Consider the following 18901-nt stretch of genomic DNA (forward strand, 5'->3'; position numbering starts at 1 on the left):
GAACACGTAGGCGCGCTTTTAAGCATCGGTCCAGTCCCGCGCCACCGTAACTGGCGCTTCGATCAATCCGAGTCGATGCACAGCGAGCACGCGGCCATGCCCGGCGATCAGCTGGCCGCATCATCGACCAGTATCGGTTTTGTCCAGCCCCATTCATGCAGCGACACCGCGATTTGCTCGATCTGCGAATCGGAATGCGTGCGAATACTTATCAGACGCTGCTGGACGTTGCACATAGTGGTTCAGATTCACTATCTATCGTACAGAGTAGTGTCGGTGTGCTGGCAGTTGTGACAAACATCGTTCCAATGCTGCAGCCGGTTAGAATCGTGTCGAACGGTCTGCTAGCCACGACCGCGATGGCAAAAATTGTCGCCGACTGGACCGATCCAAAGAAGCGGGTTCAGCCGGGGGACGTGCTGACGCTCGTTTCAGGATCGGGCGCAGTGGTCATGCAGATGCTGGTGTGGGCCGAAATTGGCGAAGGGGTCGCTCTGACAGTGGCGGCGCTGGCTCTCGCGGCAGACGTGCAGGCGGCCGCTCAACCTTACCTGCCTTCGTTAAAAATCTGGCCAGGAACTGCCATGCAGAACACACTACCAATCGTCGACCCAATCTCCACCGCCAGTTCGTCACTCTATTGGGCCACTGTACCGAGTTCGCAGACCGTCACTTTGGCTACCTACGACGAAATTCTAACCCAGCAGGGGTTGTTCGTCTGCTTGAGTGATCAAGGCACTACGGGGCCTCTGTTTATGAATTACTCGCCTATTCCCGGTAGCCTGACGCCGGTCAATGAAAATTCATACAAGGAAAACTACTGCCGATACCTGAGCGCCAAGGAAGGATGGGGCGATATAGTCAGCGGGATGGACTACTGCAAGAACGTCAAGTTCAGGTAGAGAATGAGGCCAATGCTTACCCGCATCAAACTGGCGCTCTCGGTGTGGTCTCTAGCCGCCGCGTGCGAACTGGCGATTGTCGTCGTGCTGATCCAGTCACAATCCCTGGCATCCATCGGCATGGTCGCCTTGGCGGTCGCGGTCTGCGTTCATCCAGTCGTGCTGATAGGTTGTCTACGGCGGCGCAGGTGGGCTTACGGTACTTTTATCTTACTTGCGCCTTTGAGCCTCTTTTGGTGGCCTTTCGGTAAGCCCTGGCTTCTGCGCATTGGCGCGTGGGCCTTTCTTTTGATCGGTGCTTGCGTCATCCTGCGTTTCGGTGCGATGGCACTGATTCGTGACAGGCAGTCAAAAGCGTGGATTTCATCGTGCACGTACGGGCCGACCTTCTGGTTGGCTCGCAGGCCAACTCTTGAGCTTGGTTTGCGGGAGAAGCTGATTCAGATTCTCGCCGCTATGTTGCTTGGACCGGCTTTAGTTGGCTACGCCAATGGATGGAACCGATCCGCAGTTTTTCTGTGTGCCGCCGCTGCAGTGACGCTCGTGCTGGTGTCGCTTCTTCTTGCACGAAGGCGGTAATCCTCGATGCCCGCCAGTTCACATCAGTAAGTCGGGAAGGGGCACTGCAATATTCCGGGGAGAGTTGTTCACACGGAATACTTCGTCAAACACGAAGCGCAGATCGTCCCCCCTTGCATGGTCTGCGCCCGTACCATTTCACTGCGAGAGCGGCGTGTGAGCGGCGTGTGTTTTCCATTCGCCGCCGCGCCGGATCGCTTCGGCGCGCGCCTGCTCTCCAAGCGTTAGGGTCAACGTCGGAAACGCTTCGCTGTCCGTATACCTCGCAAGTCGTACTGTCATGGCTTCTCCATTGTCAATGGGTCGCCGGGCCGACACTCTGGAGCGGGTCGTTCGGTTCCGCAACTACCAGCGCGGCGTGTGCAATCCGCACGACATCCGCCGATGACACCGCAGCATCCGCGGCGACGCGCCGCGCTTCGTGCATGAGCGGGCGGCCGTTTTCGCCGTGCGGCGCGCCAGCATGTCGAATGCCCATTGCGGCGGCGCACGGCCTGCCAGCGGTGCGAAGGCGAACCGGTCTGCGCTCACGTTCAGCGATAACCACCGGTGATCGCAGTATCGAAACAATTCATTGGCCAATTATCGCGGGGGTCCAGATAATGGCCGCACAAAACTGAGCACCACGCTTCCTAAGCCGCTGGACGCATCAGCAGCCCGCATCCCGAGTCATATGGGGCAACGAGGCGAAATATCCGGAGGAGACAGAGACAATGTTGCATCGACCCAAAGTCAGTCGAGCGATTCTCGCGATCATGTGCGCGATGTCGTTCATCATGTATCTCGATCGCGTCAATCTGTCGGCCGCGGCGGGTCTGATCCGCGACGACCTGCATTTGAGCAACACCCATGTGGGGCTCGTCTTCGCGGCATTCGCATACACGTACACGATCTGTCAGGTGATCGGCGGCTGGGTCAGCGACCGCTTCGGCGCGAAGCTCACGCTCGTCACCTGCGCGAGCATCTGGATCGTCGCGACGGTTGCCACCGGGCTCGCGGGCGGTATCGTGTCGCTGTTCTGTGCGCGCATGCTGCTCGGCATCGGCATCGGCATCGGCATCGGCGAAGGCGCGGCGTTGCCGGCGCAGGCGCGCGCATTGACCAACTGGTTCCCCTCCAGCAAGCGCGGCTTCGTGCAAGGGCTGACGCATTCGTTCTCGCGGCTCGGCAATGCCATCACGCCGCCGTTCGTCGCGTTGCTGGTCGCGTACTCGTCGTGGCGCGCATCGTTCTTCGTGGTCGGTGCGTTGACGTTCGTGTGGGTCGTGGTCTACGCATGGTATTTCACCGACAACCCGCGCAAGCACCGCCATATGACGCCGCAGGAAGAAGCGCAATTGCCGCCGGCGGGCAAGGTAGTGGTCGAGAAAACGCGCGAGCCCACACCGTGGCGGCGTCTTCTCAAACGCATCGGGCCCAGATCGCGATGAAGCTGATGGGTTTCTGGCGCGGCGTCACCGTGCACGGCGGCCTGCCGGTTCCAATCGCGACGCCCGCGCACGGCACCGCATTCGACATACACGGCCAGGGCAAGGCCGATGTCGGCGCGACCCAGAAGGCCTTCGACATCGTCACGCGCATGGCGATGGACCGCGTGTCTCGATGAGCGCATGATGGGCGGGATCGATGCGCAGCGCGAGCCCATCATCCGATGAGGACATCCCTATGCAACTGACCGACTTCGATACGCTGACCTTCGACTGCTACGGGACGTTGATCGACTGGGAGACCGGCATCCTCGACGGCTTGCGGCCGCTGCTGGAGCGCGTCGTGCCCCGACTCACGCGCGACCAGGTGCTCCAAGCGCACGCGCGGCATGAGTCGTCGCAGCAGAAGTACACGCCCGCGCGGCGTTATCAGGAGCTGCTGCCGATCGTCTACAAGCGTCTCGCCGAGGAATGGCGCGTGCCCTGCACACTTGCCGACTGTATTGCGTACGGCAAGTCCATCCGCCACTGGCCCGCGTTCGACGATTCAGCAGCAGCGTTGCATTACCTGAAGCAGCATTACAAGCTCGTCATTCTGTCGAATGTCGACAACGAGAGCTTCACCTGCAGCAACGCAAAACTGCAGGTCGAATTCGACGCAATCATCACCGCCGAAGACGTCGGGTCATACAAGCCGTCGCCGCGCAATTTCGAATACATGCTGGAAAAACTCGGCGAGCGGGGCATCGGCAAAGACAAAATCCTGCACACGGCCGAGAGCCTGTTTCACGATCACCAGCCCGCCAACGAATTCGGTCTGGCGTCGTGCTGGATTTATCGCCGGCATGCGAAGCAGGGCTTCGGCGCGACGATGCAGCCGGGCTCGCTGCCGAGGGTCGACTTCCGCTTCAACAGCATGGCCGAGTTCGTGAAAGCGCATCAGGAGGCGGTGCGGCAGAAAGTCTGATTCGGCCGCCGAGGTCCCGTCGATGCCCGCACCACCAGTTCCGGCAACGGCGCGAGCACCATTGACGGCTGCTGCTCAGGCGCCTGAATCAGGCGGATCAGGCTGTTTATCGACAGCTCCGCGACCGCCGCCGTCTGGATCGCGACCGTGGTCAGGGCGGGGTGCACCTGATGGGCGAGTTGAATGTCGGTGATGCCGATCACCGACACGTCGTCCGGCACTGCGCGGCCGAGCGTGATCAACGCCTGCGCCGCGCCGATGGCGAGCAGGTCGTTGGTCGCGAAGATCGCGCTCAGGTGCGGACGGTTCGCCATCAACTGCATGCAGGCGGCGTAGCCCGCATCGATCGAGTCGCGGATCTGCAGCACCGCAGCGGCATCCGCTTCGATGCCGGCCGCGCGCATCGCCGCGCGAAAGCCGTTCGAGCGCGCATCCTGCAAGCCGCCGCAACCGTCGCCGATCAACAGGCCGATCTCGCGATGGCCGAGTTCGAGCAGATGCCGCGCGGCCAGCTCGCCCGCATGCGCGAAATCCACTGCGATGCACGGCAGCGCGGGTGGAGACTCCGGGTGTTCCCACATCGCCAGCAGAATCGGCGCGCTGTGCGTGGCGGACGCGCACAGATCGTTGATCGTGATGTCGGTGTTCATCACGAGCACGCCGTCGGCCAGCGTGCCCGCGATCTGGTTCAGATACGCGCGGCCGATCTCGGCGTCGTCGTCGGTATTGCAGACCATCAGGAAGTGGCCGGTCTTGCGCGCGGCGCGCTCGGCGGCCAGCACGAACTCCGGGTAGAACGGGTTCGAGATGTTCGACAGCATCAGCGCGAGCGTCGACGAGCGGCCCTCGGCCAAGGCGCGTGCGTTCAGGTTCGGCCGGTAGCCGAGATCGGCGATCGCCTTCAGCACGCGCTCGGCCGTTTCAGGCCGGACCTTATCGCGATTGCGCAGCACGTTGGAGACGGTGGCGGCAGTGACGTGCGCGCGCTTTGCCACTTCGGACAGCGTGACCATGGTCGTTTATCCCATATTTGGGGAATGCGATTCAAATCTTGCAAGCGTTCTGCGACATTGCTAAGTTTCTGGAAAACACACGGAGACAACCTGCCATGACTTTTTCCCTCGAACTCCAATTTAAGCGATTAAATGCCGACTGCACAAGCGCCGGACGGTTATTTTTTCGTAAAATTTAAGCGGTTAAATTCAACGGGAGAGAGCATGGCGAGCATTCGTTTGACGGACGTGCACAAATCATACGGCGACCATTCGCCGGTGATCCGGCGCGTCAATCTGGAGATCGCGCAGCACGAGTTCTGCGTCTTCCTGGGCCCTTCGGGATGCGGCAAGTCGACTCTGCTGCGAATGATCGCCGGTCTCGAAGACCTGAGCGAAGGCGAACTGCACATCAACGAGCGTCTCGTGAACGACGTGCCCGCCGCGCAGCGCGGCGTCGCGATGGTATTCCAGAGCTACGCGTTGTTCCCGCACATGACCGTGTTCGACAACATGGCGTTCGGCCTGAAGCTCGCGAAGCAGCCCAAGGACGTGATCGAGCGAAAGGTACGCGAAGCCGCGCGCATTCTGCAACTGGACAGCTTGCTGGAGCGATATCCAAAAGCGCTCTCGGGCGGGCAGCGCCAGCGCGTCGCGATCGGCCGGGCCATCGTGCGCGAGCCGGGCGTTTTTCTGTTCGACGAACCGCTGTCGAATCTCGACGCCGCATTGCGCGGCCAGACGCGGGTCGAAATCGCGCGGCTGCATCAGCGCTTTGCCAATGCGAGCGTGGTCTACGTGACGCACGATCAGGTCGAAGCGATGACGCTCGCCGATCGCATCGTGCTGCTGCACGCTGGCGCGGACGCCGAGCGCTTCGGCAGCATCGCCCAGACCGGCGCGCCGCTCGAGCTGTATCACCATCCGAAGTCGCGCTTCGTGGCGGGTTTCATCGGCTCGCCGCGCATGAACTTCATCGACGCAACGGTCGATGCGATCGAGCCGGGCAGCGTGACGGTGTCGCTCGCGCAAGGCGGCGAAAAGCTGATCGCGCACGTGGACGGCCAGCGTCTGCAACGCGGCCAGCCGGTCACGCTCGGCGTGCGGCCGGAGCATGTGCGGCTCGACGGCGACGAGCAGTTCATTCAATGCGCGACGGTGCTCTCGGAACGGCTCGGCGAGCACAGCTACATTCACGCGGACCACGCGACCGGCACGTTGATCGCAAAGGCGGCCGGCGATACGCCGATCGGCTCCGGCGAGCGCATCCGCATTCATGTTCCGCCGTCCGCGTGCCATCTGTTCGACGCGGAAGGAATCGCATTGCGGCGTGGCACGTTCGAGCCCGAGCGCATCGCCGCCTGAACCAAGGTAGTCAGGATGCCGAAACTCCATGAATCCGCCGGGTTCACCCAGCCGAATTCCGCCACAGAGCGGGTTACTTCGCTGACAGCCGTGCGCTGTCAGTCAACAAGGTAGTCAAGGAGACACAAGATGATTGCTCTTCGCCTTCGCCGTCTTGCTCAGGTGTCGATTGCCGCCGCCCTGGTGGCCGGCGCGTTAGCCAGCGTCACGGCCGACGCCGCCACGCTCAACGTCAACGTATCGGCGCGCGGCAACCAGCGCTCCACATGGCAGGATGCGTTCGACAAGTTCAAGAAAGCCAACCCCGACGTCGATCTCAAGGTGACCTACATCACCGAGGAAGCGTACAAGGTGCAGATGGGCGGCTGGCTCGCCACCGATCCGCCTGATGTCGTGTCGTGGCACGACGGCGAACGGATGGCCTATTACGCGCAACGTGGCCTGCTCGAAGACCTGTCGTCGGACTGGAGCAGGAACGGCTGGTCGCAACAGTATGCGTCGGTCAAGGAAGCGTCCACGTACAAGGGCAAGCAGTACGCCGCGCCGCTCGGCTACGACGCGTACGGCTTCTTCTATCGCAAGGATCTCTTTGAGAAGGCCGGCATCAAGAGCGAGCCGAAAACCTGGGACGAATTCCTCGAAGCGAACAAGAAGCTGAAGGCGATCGGGGTCGCGCCGATCGCGGTGGCCGCGCGTGACAGCTGGACGCTCGCCGCATGGTTCGACTACCTGAATCTGCGCATCAACGGCAACGAGTTCCATCAGAAGCTGATGGCCGGTGAGATTCCCTACACCGATCCTCGCGTGAAGAAGGTCTACACGACGTGGAAGACGCTGATCGACGATCACTACTTCATCGACAACGCGCTCTCGTACGATCTTGATTCGATCGCGCCATTCCTCGCAAGCGGCAAGGCGTCGATGATGCTGATGGGCACCTTCTTCTCGGCGGGTCTGCCGCCGTCGATCAAACCGCAGATCGGCTTTTTCCGCTTCCCGGTGATCGACGCGAACGTGCCGATGGCCGAGGACGGCCCGGTGAACGTGCTGCTGATTCCCGCCAAGGCGAAGAACAAGGCCGACGCGCGCAAGCTGCTTGCGTTCATGGAGCAGCCGCAGATCAACGCCGAACTGGCGAAGGGGTGGGGTCAATTGCCGTCGAACAGCCAGGCCGCTGCGCCTGAGGACGCGATCTCGAAGGTCGGCTTCCAGACGCTCGCGAACACCAAGGGCGGCATCGCGCAGTTCTACGACCGCGACATGCAGAAGGAAATGGCCGACGAAGGCATGAAGGCCATGCAGCAGTTCTACAGCGATCCGTCGCAACTCGACGCCGTGCTCGCGCGCCTCGAAGCGACCAGGAAGCGCATCTACCAGAAGTAAGTCCGCAGCGCCGGCGGCGTAACCACCGCCGGCGCCCGCCTTCGATTCCCGACGAGGCTCGATCCATGTCTCATTCCGCAGCGAGCCGCTTACCGGCGGCCCGGCGTCGTCACGTCTCGACGACGCGCCGTCATCAGCACCGCGCCGCGTTTTTCTTCCTGTTGCCGGGATGTCTGCTGTTTTGTCTGTGCGTGGTCTACCCGATCATCAGCAGCATCTCGCTCAGCTTTTACAACTGGGACGGCATGACGCCGAAGACCTTCGTGGGTCTCGGCAATTATGTCGAACTGTTCCAGTCGGACACGTTCTATACGGCGCTCAAGAACAACCTCATCTGGCTCGCGTTGTTCCTGCTCGCGCCGCCGCTGGGTCTGATGTTCGCGTTGTATCTGAACCAGCGCGTGCGCGGCATGCGGGTCGTGAAGTCGCTGTTCTTCGCGCCCTTCGTGCTGTCGGGCGTGGTGGTCGGACTGGTGTTCAGCTGGTTCTACGACCCCGGCTTCGGCCTGCTGCGTTTGATCGTGGGGCACGGCATTCCCGTGCTCGGCGATCCGCGCACGGTGACGTTCGGCATCATCTTCGCCGCGCTGTGGCCGCAAACGCCGTTCTGCATGGTGCTGTATCTCACCGGACTGACGGGCATCAATCCCGAAGTGGTCGAAGCGGCGCGCATGGAAGGCGCGAAGGGCCTGGGTCTGCTGTGGCACGTGATCCTGCCGCAGTTGCGCCCGGCCACTTTCATGGCGGTCGTCCTGACCGTGATCGGCGCGCTGCGCAGCTTCGACCTGATCGCGGTGATGAGCGGCGGCGGTCCGTTCGACAGCTCCACCGTGCTCGCCTATTACATGTACGACCAGGCGATCAAGTACTACCGCGAAGGCTATTCCGCGGCGATTGCCGTCGTGCTGTTCGCGATCATGCTGGTCTATATCGTGTTCCATCTTCGCCGCATGCTGCGCGAAGAACGCTGATTCGCCGCTTGCTTTTTTTGCCGCTTGCCAGGAGTTACGTGTCATGTATCCGCTTCCCGTCGAACGCTGGAAACCCGTCAATCGCACGCTCTATAAGGCGTCGTTGCCGCTGGCCTTGCTGCTCTGGCTGCTGCCGATGCTGGCCGTGCTCGTCACGTCGATCCGTTCGTCGGACGAGCTCGCACAAGGCGATTACTGGACTTGGCCGAAGCATTTTGCACTGCTCGAAAACTACGGCGCGGCGCTCACGCAAACGCCGATGCTGCATTACTTCGCCAACAGCGTGCTGATCACGGTGCCCTCGGTGCTCGGTGCGATCGTGCTGGCGTCGATGGCCGGTTTCGCGTTGGCTACTTATCGTTTTCCCGGCAATACGGCGGTGCTGTTCGCCTTCGTCGCCGGCAACTTCGTACCGATCCAGATCCTGATGATTCCGGTGCGCGACATGGCGCTGAAATTCGGCCTGTTCAATACCGTGTGGGCGCTGGTGATTTTCCACGTGTCGTTTCAGACCGGGTTCTGCACGCTGTTTCTGCGCAACTTCATCAAGCAGTTGCCCTTCGAGATGATCGAGGCGGCGCGCGTGGAAGGGGCGAGCGAATGGACCATCTATCTGCGCATCGTGCTGCCTCTGATCCGTCCCGCGCTCGCCGCGCTCGGCATCCTCGTGTTCACGTTCGTCTGGAACGACTATTTCTGGGCGCTGTGTCTCACGCAAGGCGACGAGGCCGCGCCAATCACCGTGGGCGTCGCCGCGCTCAAGGGGCAATGGACCACCGCGTGGAACCTGGTCGCGGCAGGCTCGGTGCTGGCAGCGCTGCCGTCCGTGCTGATGTTCTTCGCGATGCAACGGCACTTCGTCGCCGGCCTGACTTTCGGTGCAAGCAAAGGCTGAGCACCTGCCTGAGCTCAACCCCTCTACTCGTCAACTCATAACGAGACTTCTCTCATGCAACTTGGTGTCTGTTATTACCCGGAACAATGGCCGCGCGCGATGTGGGCCGACGATGCAAAGCGTATGGTCGAACTCGGCATGACGCACGTGCGGATCGCTGAATTCGCGTGGAGCCGGATGGAACCGCGCGCGGGCGTTTTCGAATGGCAATGGCTCGACGAGGCCGTCGAAACGCTCGCTGCTGCAGGGCTGAAACTCGTGCTCGGCACGCCGAGCGCGTCGCCGCCGAAGTGGCTGATCGACGCGTATCCGGATGTGTTGCCGGTGCGTGCCGACGGCACCCGCTGGAATTTCGGCTCGCGCCGTCACTACGATATTTCGAGCGGGACGTACCGGCGCGAATGCGCGCGCATCGTGGCGGCCATGGCGCAGCGTTACGGGCGGCATCGGTCGATCGTCGCGTGGCAGACCGATAACGAACTCGGCTGTCACGAGACCGTGCCGAGTTACTCGCCTGCGGCGCTCGGGCGCTTCCAGACATGGCTGCGGCAGCGCTACGAAACGATCGCGTCGCTCAACGATGTGTGGGGCAACGTGTTCTGGAGCATGGAGTACCCGTCGTTCGACGCGATCGGCCTGCCGAACCTGACGCCGACCGACGCCAACCCGAGCCACCTGCTCGACTTCCGCCGCTTCATGTCCGACGAAGTGGCGAGCTTCCATCGCGAGCAGATCGAAGTGCTGCGCGAGCATGCGCCGACGGCGGATCTGCTGCACAACTTCATGGGCTTCTTCACGACCTTCGACCACTATCGTTTCTCCGAAGATAACGCGCTCGACGTCGCGGCATGGGACAGCTATCCGATCGCGCGCACCGAGTCGATCGCGCTGCCGGAAGAGCAGAAGGCGCGTTTCGCGCGCACCGCGCATCCCGACGTGTCCGCGTTCGACCACGACCGTTACCGCGCGATCGGCAAGGGACGCTTCTGGGTGATGGAACAGCAGGCGGGGCCGGTCAACTGGGCGCCGTGGAATCCGGTGCCCGCGAAGGGCATGGTGCGGCTGTGGGCGTACGAGGCGTTCGCGCACGGCGCGGAACTGGTGTCGTACTTCCGCTGGCGTCAGTGTCCCTATGCGCAGGAGCAGATGCATTCGGGCCTCAACCTGCCGAACAACGAACTCTCGCCGGGCGGCCTCGAAGTACGGCAGGCGGCGCGCGAAATCGCGGAGTGCACGGCGCTCTCGACACTCGGTGCGCCCGCGCGCGCGTCCGTGGCGATCGTCTTCGACTATGAGACGCAATGGATGTTCGAGATTCAGCGTCATGGCAAGACCTTCGACTATCAGACGCTGGTGTTCGACTACTACGAAGCGCTGCGTGAACTCGGGCTCGACGTGGATATCGTGTCGAGCCGTGCGGACCTGTCGGCGTATCGCCTCGTGGTCGTGCCGAGTATCGCCGTGATCGATGGCGCGCTGGTGCAGCAGATCGAACGCAGCAGCGCGCAATGGGTCTTCGGCCCGCGTAGCGGCTCCAGGACGGACGCGTTCGCGATTCCCGGCAACCTGCCGCCCGGCGCATTGCAGCGCGTGCTGCCGATGCAGGTGCTCGAAGTCGAGTCGCTGCGGCCCACGCTCACGCCCGCGCTGTCGATCGACGGTACGCAGGGCACCGCCGTGTATTGGCGCGAGCATGTGCGGGCCAATGCCGACACGCGCATCGCCGCGCAATTCGACGACGCCTGGCCGGCGCTCCTCACGCACGGCAAGGTTCGCTATGTGGCGGCGTGGCTGTCGCATGCGCTGCATCGCACGGTGTTGCAGCAGGCCGCGCAAGACGCGGGCATCGAGACGCAACTGCTGGCCGACGGCTTGCGCATTCGCCGGCGCGGCGGCCTGACCTTCGCGTTCAACTTCGGCGAGCAGCCGGTGCAGGCGCCGGCGCCGCCCCACGCGACGTTCGTGCTCGGCGCGCCGCGCCTGAACACCGGCGATGTCTGCGTATGGAAAGACGCCTGAAATAGCGGACCGTTCCTACCGGATCGGCTTGGCAGAGGGGTAGTCGGAGAAGTGGCAAGACCGGAGGTTGAAACACAGGCGCATCACACCGGACCAGGCGGCCTCGAGAAGAGCCGCCATTCAATAGATGGAGGATGACGAATGAACCGAAGAGAAATGCTGGGGTGGCTGGCATCGGCGGCTGCGGCGGGTGTCGGCACGACGGTGGGGATGCCGGCCATCGCGGGAGAGCGGGAATCCGCCGCGCACGATGCCCGCTTTGCGATGGGCGCGGACGTCTCGACGCTGCTCGAACTGGAAGCGAACGGCGCGAAGTTCTACGAGCATGGCGAGCGGCTCGATTGTTTGCGGATTCTGAAGAGCCATGGTGTCGACTCGATTCGTATCAAGGTCTGGAACGACCCTGGCAATCCGAACTATTTTCCGGCCAATCAGAGTCCCGCCGCCGGTTACAACAATGCCGAGCACGTGCGCGTGCTGGCGCGGCGCGCGGCCGCGCTCGGCCTGCGCGTGCTGATCGACTTTCACTACAGCGACTGGTGGGCCGATCCGGGCAAGCAGTATCCGCCGCACGAGTGGGAAGGCAAGGACATCACGCAGACCTGCGCGCTGCTGTCCGAGTACACGTCGAACGTGCTGAAGATGCTCAAGCGCGACGGCGTGCATCCGGAGTGGGTGCAGATCGGCAACGAAATCACCGGCGGCATGCTGTGGCCGCTCGGCAAGTACGACCAGCTGGACAACCTCGCGCTGCTGTTGAAGGCAGGGCATGACGCGGTCAGATCCGTCGATCCGCGCACCAGGGTCATGCTGCATATCGACAGCGGTGGCGACAACGCGAAGAGCCGCTGGTGGTTCGACAGCGCGACGCAGCGCGGCGTGACGTTCGACGTGATCGGTCTGTCGTACTACCCGCAGTGGCAAGGCTCGCTGAGCGACCTGCAGAACAACGCGAACGATCTGGCGGCGCGCTACGACAAGGACGTGATGGTGGTGGAGACTGCCTATCCGTGGACCACCAGCGACGGCGATTCCGAGCCCAACTCGATGACCAACGTCGGCACCTCGACCTTTGCGCAGACTCCGGCGGGGCAGGCGCAGTTTCTCGGTGCGGTAACGGACGTCGTCAAGGCGATCCCCGACGGCCGCGGCAAAGGCGTGTTCTGGTGGGAGCCCGAATGGATTCCGACGCCGAACGTCGGCTGGGAGAACGGTGCGGGCGATCAGTGGGACAACAACACGTTGTTCGATTTTCACGGCAACGCGTTGCCGTCGCTGGATGCGTTTCGCCGACGCTAGCATCCGCACCGGCCTGAGCGCCGCTTAGCGTCCGGCGCGCGGGCCGTGCCAGATCACACCGCCCCGTGCGCCGCTGGCAGGCGTCACTGGGAGGCTGCCTGCCCGTTCTTCTTCAGACACTCGGACGTGAACGTCATGCTGGCCTGGTCGGGCGTCATGCGCGGCGCGCCCGCGCTGAAAATCTTTTCGATGATCGCGTCGACCGCCTGCAAGTCGGCCGGGTCCTTGTAGTATCTGGCCGCCTGGTCGAGCGCCTGGGCCTTGGTCTTCTTGTGGGCACGCCACGAGGCGACCTGACCGGCGATATCGCCGAGCGCAAAACATTGATCGTTGACGGTCTGTGCAACGGCCTGTGCGGCCGGTTGCGCAAGGCATACCGCCAGCAGCGCGGAGACGACGACGCGTTTCATTACTGGAATCCTGACTTGAGATGAGCGGTGCGGCCGCCACGATGGCATCGTCCAGCGCGGCGGTCACACGGGTAAACAGCCGCGTAGTTTATCGGGAAGTAGCGAGGCACGCTTTTTTTACCCTCCGCCCTCTTTGCTGGCACGCGGTGGAAACGAAAAAGCCGCCCAGGCGGGCGGCTTCGGGAAACAGCGGATCCGGCGGGCGCGTTCTTGCCGCGCGCGTCGTTCAATGCCCGAACGACTCCGCCTTCGACGTGTTCGTCGTCGCCACATGCGGCCGCGCCGCCTGTTTGATCAGCAGCGCCACGCACGACAGCAGGCCGGCCACCGCGACAGTCGCGAAGATGCCGCCGAAGGTGAAGTGGCGGCGCGTCAGCTCGGCCACGAGGAACGAACCCGCGATCCCGCCGAAGCGGCCCACACCGAGCATCCACGCGACACCCGTGCCGCGGCCCTCGGTCGGATAGAACGCGGCGGCAAGCGCCGGCATCGACGATTGCGCGGTATTCATCAGCACGCCCGCGACGAACACGATGAACACTAGCGCGCCCACGTTGCCGGCCGCCTGGCCGATGAAATACACGCTCACCGCAGTCAGTGCATAGCAGGCCGCGATGATCCGGTTCGCGTTGAAGCGGTCCATCAGCACGCCGCACACCACCGCGCCGACGCCGCCGAGCGGGAACAGCGCGGAAATCAGCGTCGCGCGTTGCGGCGTGAGCCCGGCGTCCTTCAACAGGATCGGCATCCAGTTGATCGACGCGTAGAAGATCACGAGACCCATGAAGTAGGCCACCCACAGCATCACCGAGCCGATGATGTAGGAGCGCGACAGCACCACGCCCAGACCCTTGCTGCCGGTTTGCGGCGCGCTTTCGGTCATCGTGAAGGCGCTCGCCTGCACCGCGTCGCCCGAAATGCGCGAGAGCGCCGCGCGAATCCGCTCGACCGGCTTGTTGTTCGCCACCATGTAGCGGACCGACTCCGGCATCTTGCTCACCAGCAGGATCGTCAGCAGCAGCGGCGTGATGCCACCGAGCAGCAGCACGCTGCGCCAGCCGAAATGCGGGATCATCCACGCGGCGAGAAAACCGCCGAATGCGGCGCCGAGCGGAAAGCCGCAGAACATCAGGTTGATCACGGTCGCGCGGCGGCGGTCCGGGCAGAACTCGCCCATCATCGTCACGGCGTTCGGCATGGCCGCGCCGAGGCCGACGCCCGTGATGAAGCGCAGCGCGGTCAGTTGTTCGATGTTGTTCGAAAAGGCCGAGCCGAGGCACGCGACGCCGAACAGCAGCACGGAACCCAGCAGCATCACGCGCCGCCCGAGGCGGTCGGATAGCGGGCCCGAACCGAGCGCGCCGCACGCGAGGCCGAACAGCGCGGCGCTCAGCACCGGCGCGAGCGCCGGCTTGGCGATGCCCCATTCGCCGATCAGCGAAGGCGCGATGAAGCCGATGGCGGCCGTGTCAAAACCGTCCAGCAGGACGATGATGAAGCACATGAAAAATACCAGCCACTGGAACGGCGAGAAGGGGTGTTCATTGATGAATGTCTGAACGTTCACAGCAGTGCTGCGGCTCATGATGGTCTCCCGATTGTCAAAAGGCTCGTGGAACACGAGCCTTTCCTTTCTTTCACGATCGTACGCCGTTTGGAAGCGATGCACGATGCCCCCGCCGCCGCAAACCGTTTGCATGACGACGGCAGCGCGGTCGGAAGCCGTAACCGGCGATTGCCGTGGCGGTGGCATGACTGATTTGTAGGCGTGTTCGTATATAGAACGGCGATTCTTTCTACGAACTCGCACTGTAAGTATTCTGGCAACCGGGGGTCAAGGCGGGATTACCCGAGATGTTGCGAGCGCACATCGGCTCAGGGCAGCGGCCCGGAACGGTGCGGCGATCGTGCATGCCGCGGCGCACGCGCAGTGCGCCGGCTGCAGAGGAAAGAACGGGCAGGGCGCCGCTTTGAATGCTTCAACCCCGGCGCCCGTGAGGATGGCCAGAACTTCATTGCTGAACGTTAACTGGCAGGAAGCAGGCAGACCGCGTCAGCCCAGTTTCGCCGCGATCGCCTCGCCCACTTCGGTCGTGTTTGCGCTGCCGCCGAGGTCGCCGGCGTGGGGGCCTTCGATCAGCGTCGCTTCGATCGCCGCGAGAATCGCGTCGTGCGCTTCGCGTTCCTTGCCGCTCGACTGGCCGAGGAAATCGAGCATCATCGCGGCCGACCAGATCATCGCGATCGGATTGGCGATGTTCTTGCCGGCGATATCGGGCGCCGAGCCGTGCACCGGTTCGAATAGCGACGGGAATTTGCGGTCCGGATTCAGGTTGCCCGACGGCGCGAGGCCGATCGTGCCGGTACATGCCGGACCGAGGTCGGACAGAATGTCGCCGAAAAGATTGGTAGCGACCACCACGTCGAAGCGGTCGGGATTGAGCACGAAGCGCGCGCACAGTATGTCGATATGCTGCTTGTCCCATTTGACCTCCGGATACTGCGCCGCGATGCCGGCCGCGCATTTGTCCCACCACGGCATGCTGATCGCGATGCCGTTGCTCTTGGTGGCGACGGTGATCTGCTTGCGCTCTCGGCGCTGCGCGAGATCGAAGGCGAACTTCAGCACGCGCTCGCTGCCGTGCCGCGTGAACACCGATTCCTGCAGCACGAATTCGCGCTCAGTGCCTTCGAACATCACGCCGCCCACCGACGAATATTCGCCTTCGGTGTTCTCGCGGACGATCCAGAAATCGATATCGCCGGCCTTGCGGCCCGCGAGCGGCGAAGGCACGCCGGCAAACAGACGGGCCGGGCGCAGGTTGATGTACTGGTCGAATTCGCGGCGGAACTTCAGCAGCGAGCCCCACAGCGAGACGTGATCGGGCACGGTGTCCGGCCAGCCCACCGCGCCGAACAGAATCGCATCGGCCGATTGCAGTTGGGTCTTCCAGTCGTCCGGCATCATCTTGCCGTGCTTTGCGTAGTAGTCGCAACTCGCCCATTCGATGTGCTGGTACTCGAGTTCGATGCCGAAGCGCTGTTGGACCGCGTCCAGCACGCGAATGGCTTCCGGCATGACTTCGACGCCGATGCCGTCGCCGGGTATGACGGCAATCCGATATTTCTTCGACATGTTGTGCTCCTCCTTGGGGGCTTCGATCAGGGCTTTCGACGCTTTAACGGCGCTTATTCTATTCCCGTCGTTCTATCTAAAATGGCGGCTTTGGTTAAGTCATCCAGTTTCAGCGCGGCGGCGCAGGCGCTGTCGATGTCAGTGTCGGCGGCGTACGTCCGCCGCTCGCGACTATTTTCGTGGGACGCGCGCTGCACTACGTCGCGGCGATTCTGCAGCGCGAAGCGGGTTTCAGATGGGCGGCACGTGCGCTAGCGGGCCGCCGCATTGAGCTTGCGCCACAGTGTCGTCTTGCTGATGCCGAGCGCGTCGCAGACCGCGTCGCGATCGCCGTCGTGGGCCGCGAGCGCGGCACGGATCTGGTCGGCTTCCACATGACGGCTGCGTTCGCGCAGCGTGAGCGCAGCGGGTTTTGCCGGGCGCGCGTGGGCGTCGGCGATTTCAGGCGCGATGGTGTGCAGCATCTCGCGGGTGACGACGAAGGCGCTGCCGGCTTGCGCACCCGCGCTCGCGTCCGTCTCCGAGCCCATGTCCGCGTCCGCGAGTTCGACCGCGATCCGTTCGATCACATTCTGCAATTCACGCACGTTGCCCGGCCACGCATAACGCCGCAACGATCCGCCGAGACCGGCAAGCACATGCTCCGCCGTCACCACGTCGGGCACGCGCGCCGCGAGCCTCGGTTCACGCGCCGCGGCCTGGCGCAGCAATTCGGCGGCGAGTGGCAGCAGATCGTTCGGCCGCTCGCGCAGCGCCGGCAGCGCGATGCTCAGGATGTTGAGCCGGTAGTAGAGATCGGCGCGGAAACTGCCCGTTTCGACGCCCTCGGTCAGCGCGCGATGCGTCGCCGCGACGACCCGGATATCGACGCGCGTCGGCTCCGTCGAGCCGAGTCGCACGACCTCGCGCTCCTGCAGCACACGCAACAGGCGGCTCTGCAACGACAGCGGCATTTCGCCGATTTCATCGAGAAACAGCGTGCCGCGATGCGCGACTTCGATGAGCCCCGCCTTGCCGCCCTTGCGCGCACCCGTGAACGCCCCTTCTTCGTAACCGAACAGCTCGCTCTCCAGCAATGCCTCGGGAAACGCGCCGCAATTGATCGCGACGAAAGCGAAGTCGCGCCGCGCGCTCAACTGATGCATGCTCTGCGCGACCATCTCCTTGCCTGTGCCGCTCTCGCCGAGGATCAGCACGGTCGCGTCCGACCTCGCATAGCGCCGCACGAGCGAGCGCACCCGCTCGATCGATTCCGACGCGCCGACGATGTCGTCGAGCCGGTAACGCGCGGTGAACTGCTGCACGCGCTGGCGCGCGCGCAACGTGCGGTCGAGCCGCTCGAGCGCACGCGATTCCTGGAACGTCAGCACGGTGCCCGCCGCCGCGCTGGTGCTCGCGAGCGGCCCGCGATGCACGACATAGCTTGCGCCGCGTACCGTGCAGAAACTGTCGCCGTCCGCGTCGGGCAGACTGCCGGCGAGATCGGGCGCAAGTTCGAGCAGTACGCGGCCCGCGGCTTTCGTCGCGTCGATGCCGAGCACGCCGGCAAGACGCTGATTCATCACTTCGACACGGCCCTGCGCATCGAGCGCGACGACGCCGTCGCGCAGATGTTGCAGCAGATTGTCGAGCCGTTGACGGCGCACGGTTTCGCGGCGAGTGGCCTGCGCGACTTCGAGCGCGGTGTCGAAGCCCGCGCGCACCGACGCGCGCGAATAGAGAAACACCGCGCCCATCCCGGCGTTCGCCGCGAGATCGGTGACGAGGCCGGGGCCGACCACGACGTCGACGCCGCGATCGCTCAGGTCGAGCACGACGCTCTCCGCGTCCTGCACGGATTGATACGACGCGAACGTGATGTCGAGCGCGTAGGCGGCCGTGAAGCGCCGTATTTCGTCGGGCGTCTCGCCGTGCGTGACGAGCGCAACCCGCGCGCCGTCGCGTCGCGCCCGCGCGAGTGCGTGCATCACGTCGAAGCCGGTCGGGTTGATTCGCACAACCGGCACCGACACGCGTGTTTTCAGATATGCACCGTTCGAACCGCCCGCGATCACGACGTCGGGGCGGCCCGCGCCCGCGCTTTCGATTTCCCGCACGGCGTCTTCGAAACCGTGCGAGACGATGCGCAGGTCCGCGCGTTCGACGTATTCGCCGGCGATGTCGAAGAACAGATCGCGCAGGCGGCTGATGCTGAGCGCCCAGATACGCGGGCGCGGGGACGGTTCGAAAAGCGGTGTGCTCACGGGAGGCTCGCGGCAGGGTGGGAGAGTATGTCTATTATGCGCGCCCATTCCCAAACTGAAATGGCAATTTCATTTGTGAAATGGGTCGTAGCTATGGTGTGGCGGCTGTCGCCCTTTAAATCAGGCACTTAGCGCGTTGTATCCCGGCTGGCCCGTTCTTTGCGTTTAAGGATGCCAGTCAAAACCCCCACCATGCCTTCTGGAGACAACGGATGAGTGAAGCAGACAACAGCACGCCGGACACAGGCGCATTCAAACCGAAGAAATCCGTCGCGCTGTCCGGCGTGACGGCGGGCAACACCGCGCTGTGCAC

The 18901-nt window shown here is 63.5% G+C and carries 16 protein-coding genes and 1 pseudogene; 11 read left to right on the forward strand and 6 right to left on the reverse strand.

All coding sequences use genetic code 11. The features are described 5' to 3' along the window. Positions 1–155: 155 nt before the first annotated feature. Both CIC12_RS03090 and CIC12_RS03095 read left to right on the forward strand, forming a co-directional pair. Entirely contained in the window at positions 156–902 is a 747-nt protein-coding gene (locus CIC12_RS03090; protein ID WP_168662064.1) for a hypothetical protein, read from the forward strand. Between the two features lie 12 nt (positions 903–914). Next, on the forward strand, positions 915–1481 hold the full coding sequence (locus CIC12_RS03095; protein ID WP_168662066.1) for a hypothetical protein: 567 nt from the start codon (positions 915–917) through the stop codon (positions 1479–1481). Positions 1482–1619: 138 nt separating this feature from the next. Here the strand turns inward: CIC12_RS03095 and CIC12_RS03100 are convergent, their stop codons facing one another. Beyond that, positions 1620–1763 (reverse strand): hypothetical protein, encoded by a 144-nt coding sequence (locus CIC12_RS03100; RefSeq protein ID WP_168662068.1) that lies wholly within the window; start codon positions 1761–1763, stop codon positions 1620–1622. Positions 1764–2245: 482 nt separating this feature from the next. On the opposite strand from CIC12_RS03100, the gene CIC12_RS03105 reads away from it, so the two are divergent. The 3 genes and pseudogenes from CIC12_RS03105 to CIC12_RS03115 all read left to right on the forward strand — a co-directional run bounded on the left by CIC12_RS03105 (position 2246) and on the right by CIC12_RS03115 (position 3875). Continuing rightward, complete coding sequence (locus CIC12_RS03105) at positions 2246–2911, forward strand: MFS transporter (protein WP_274597539.1); 666 nt, start codon at positions 2246–2248, stop codon at positions 2909–2911. After that, positions 2893–3087: pseudogene (locus CIC12_RS03110) on the forward strand (4-hydroxythreonine-4-phosphate dehydrogenase PdxA); the annotation flags it as partial. The gene CIC12_RS03105 and the pseudogene CIC12_RS03110, both read left to right, overlap by 19 nt. Positions 3088–3146: 59 nt before the next feature. Then, the gene (locus CIC12_RS03115; RefSeq protein WP_168662070.1) at positions 3147–3875 is read left to right on the forward strand and encodes a haloacid dehalogenase type II; all 729 of its coding nucleotides are present in this window, start codon (positions 3147–3149) and stop codon (positions 3873–3875) included. Here the strand turns inward: CIC12_RS03115 and CIC12_RS03120 are convergent. Then, entirely contained in the window at positions 3848–4888 is a 1041-nt protein-coding gene (locus CIC12_RS03120; RefSeq protein ID WP_168662072.1) for a LacI family DNA-binding transcriptional regulator, read from the reverse strand. The genes CIC12_RS03115 and CIC12_RS03120 overlap by 28 nt on opposite strands. Positions 4889–5092: 204 nt before the next feature. Between CIC12_RS03120 and CIC12_RS03125 the strand changes: the two genes are divergently transcribed. From CIC12_RS03125 to CIC12_RS03150, 6 genes are all read left to right on the forward strand, one after another. Then, the gene (locus CIC12_RS03125; RefSeq protein WP_168662074.1) at positions 5093–6232 is read left to right on the forward strand and encodes an ABC transporter ATP-binding protein; all 1140 of its coding nucleotides are present in this window, start codon (positions 5093–5095) and stop codon (positions 6230–6232) included. Between the two features lie 129 nt (positions 6233–6361). Then, positions 6362–7615 (forward strand): ABC transporter substrate-binding protein, encoded by a 1254-nt coding sequence (locus CIC12_RS03130; protein WP_168662076.1) that lies wholly within the window; start codon positions 6362–6364, stop codon positions 7613–7615. A 65-nt stretch (positions 7616–7680) separates the two neighbouring features. Next, entirely contained in the window at positions 7681–8586 is a 906-nt protein-coding gene (locus CIC12_RS03135) for a carbohydrate ABC transporter permease (protein ID WP_168662078.1), read from the forward strand. 43 nt (positions 8587–8629) lie between these two features. Then, positions 8630–9481, forward strand: a complete 852-nt coding sequence (locus tag CIC12_RS03140) for a carbohydrate ABC transporter permease (protein ID WP_168662080.1) — start codon at positions 8630–8632, stop codon at positions 9479–9481. A gap of 54 nt (positions 9482–9535) precedes the next feature. Continuing rightward, a complete protein-coding gene (locus CIC12_RS03145) occupies positions 9536–11500 on the forward strand; it encodes a beta-galactosidase (RefSeq protein ID WP_168662082.1) in 1965 nt (654 codons plus the stop codon). A 141-nt stretch (positions 11501–11641) separates the two neighbouring features. Beyond that, the gene (locus CIC12_RS03150) at positions 11642–12799 is read left to right on the forward strand and encodes a glycoside hydrolase family 53 protein (RefSeq protein WP_168662084.1); all 1158 of its coding nucleotides are present in this window, start codon (positions 11642–11644) and stop codon (positions 12797–12799) included. An 83-nt stretch (positions 12800–12882) separates the two neighbouring features. Here the strand turns inward: CIC12_RS03150 and CIC12_RS03155 are convergent, their stop codons facing one another. From CIC12_RS03155 to prpR, 4 genes are all read right to left on the reverse strand, one after another. After that, positions 12883–13209, reverse strand: coding sequence for a hypothetical protein (locus CIC12_RS03155; RefSeq protein WP_168662086.1), 327 nt, complete (start codon positions 13207–13209; stop codon positions 12883–12885). Positions 13210–13435: 226 nt separating this feature from the next. After that, positions 13436–14794, reverse strand: a complete 1359-nt coding sequence (locus CIC12_RS03160; RefSeq protein WP_168662088.1) for an MFS transporter — start codon at positions 14792–14794, stop codon at positions 13436–13438. 468 nt (positions 14795–15262) lie between these two features. Beyond that, positions 15263–16345, reverse strand: a complete 1083-nt coding sequence (locus CIC12_RS03165) for a tartrate dehydrogenase (RefSeq protein ID WP_168662090.1) — start codon at positions 16343–16345, stop codon at positions 15263–15265. A 251-nt stretch (positions 16346–16596) separates the two neighbouring features. Further along, positions 16597–18588 (reverse strand): propionate catabolism operon regulatory protein PrpR, encoded by a 1992-nt coding sequence (prpR, locus tag CIC12_RS03170; RefSeq protein ID WP_168662092.1) that lies wholly within the window; start codon positions 18586–18588, stop codon positions 16597–16599. Between the last annotated feature and the right edge of the window lie 313 nt (positions 18589–18901).

This window comes from Paraburkholderia sp. SG-MS1 (genome assembly GCF_012275575.1).
Lineage (GTDB): Bacteria > Pseudomonadota > Gammaproteobacteria > Burkholderiales > Burkholderiaceae > Paraburkholderia.

Coding starts and splice junctions, on each gene's coding strand:
- CIC12_RS03090 (WP_168662064.1), top strand. CDS start 156: ATGCAGCGACACCGCGATTTGCTCGATCTGCGAATCGGAATGCGTGCG.
- CIC12_RS03095 (WP_168662066.1), top strand. CDS start 915: ATGCTTACCCGCATCAAACTGGCGCTCTCGGTGTGGTCTCTAGCCGCC.
- CIC12_RS03100 (WP_168662068.1), bottom strand. CDS start 1,763: ATGACAGTACGACTTGCGAGGTATACGGACAGCGAAGCGTTTCCGACG.
- CIC12_RS03105 (WP_274597539.1), top strand. CDS start 2,246: ATGTCGTTCATCATGTATCTCGATCGCGTCAATCTGTCGGCCGCGGCG.
- CIC12_RS03115 (WP_168662070.1), top strand. CDS start 3,147: ATGCAACTGACCGACTTCGATACGCTGACCTTCGACTGCTACGGGACG.
- CIC12_RS03120 (WP_168662072.1), bottom strand. CDS start 4,888: ATGGTCACGCTGTCCGAAGTGGCAAAGCGCGCGCACGTCACTGCCGCC.
- CIC12_RS03125 (WP_168662074.1), top strand. CDS start 5,093: ATGGCGAGCATTCGTTTGACGGACGTGCACAAATCATACGGCGACCAT.
- CIC12_RS03130 (WP_168662076.1), top strand. CDS start 6,362: ATGATTGCTCTTCGCCTTCGCCGTCTTGCTCAGGTGTCGATTGCCGCC.
- CIC12_RS03135 (WP_168662078.1), top strand. CDS start 7,681: ATGTCTCATTCCGCAGCGAGCCGCTTACCGGCGGCCCGGCGTCGTCAC.
- CIC12_RS03140 (WP_168662080.1), top strand. CDS start 8,630: ATGTATCCGCTTCCCGTCGAACGCTGGAAACCCGTCAATCGCACGCTC.
- CIC12_RS03145 (WP_168662082.1), top strand. CDS start 9,536: ATGCAACTTGGTGTCTGTTATTACCCGGAACAATGGCCGCGCGCGATG.
- CIC12_RS03150 (WP_168662084.1), top strand. CDS start 11,642: ATGAACCGAAGAGAAATGCTGGGGTGGCTGGCATCGGCGGCTGCGGCG.
- CIC12_RS03155 (WP_168662086.1), bottom strand. CDS start 13,209: ATGAAACGCGTCGTCGTCTCCGCGCTGCTGGCGGTATGCCTTGCGCAA.
- CIC12_RS03160 (WP_168662088.1), bottom strand. CDS start 14,794: ATGAGCCGCAGCACTGCTGTGAACGTTCAGACATTCATCAATGAACAC.
- CIC12_RS03165 (WP_168662090.1), bottom strand. CDS start 16,345: ATGTCGAAGAAATATCGGATTGCCGTCATACCCGGCGACGGCATCGGC.